This window comes from Nocardia pseudovaccinii NBRC 100343 (genome assembly GCF_001613225.1).
In the GTDB taxonomy this organism is placed as follows: domain Bacteria; phylum Actinomycetota; class Actinomycetes; order Mycobacteriales; family Mycobacteriaceae; genus Nocardia; species Nocardia pseudovaccinii.
Map to the genome: position 1 here is coordinate 1 of NZ_BDBY01000487.1, position 687 is coordinate 687.

The window sequence follows — 687 nt, forward strand, 5'->3', positions numbered from 1 at the left end:
GGAATCGTTTCACCGCGACCGAGCGCCTGGATACCGGCGCGCAGGGCGTCGTCCTCGGGCGAGAACGCCACGGCCCGATGCTCGAACAACACGCGCGAGGTGGCGAGCGAGAATCCGATGTCGATCGAATCATGGTCGCCGACATGGGAGGCCAGCCGCCGGGCCTGCTCAGCCAGTGCCTCGCGGCTGCGCGCCGAGACCACCCACGGCAATACCCCGCCCGCCGGACGGGTCTTGACCACCGGAGCCTGGTCCGCCACCGGCGGCTGTTCGACGATGAGGTGAGCGTTGGTGCCGCTGAGGCCGAACGAGGAGACACCCGCACGACGCGGCCGATCCACCTCCGGCCACGCCACCGGTTCGGTCAGCAGGCGGATATGGCCTTCGGACCAATCAACTTTCGTGCTGGGCCGATCGACGTGGAGCGTCTTGGGCAACATGCCGTGCCGCATGGCCATGACCATCTTGATCACGCCACCGACACCGGCCGCCGCCTGAGCGTGACCGATATTCGACTTCAACGATCCCAACCACAACGGCCGATCCGCAGCACGACTCTGCCCGTAGGTAGCCAAAAGGGCTTGGGCTTCAATCGGATCGCCCAGCGTCGTACCCGTGCCGTGCGCCTCGACCACGTCCACCTCGGTCGGCGACACACCGGCATTGGCCAGCGCCTGCCGGATCACC

General features: G+C 67.4%; 1 protein-coding gene. It reads right to left on the bottom strand.

The window, feature by feature from the left end; genetic code table 11:
• Nucleotides 1-687 (bottom strand): ketoacyl-synthetase C-terminal extension domain-containing protein (locus NP3_RS46065; protein ID WP_218025092.1); only part of this gene is annotated, 687 nt, incomplete at both ends.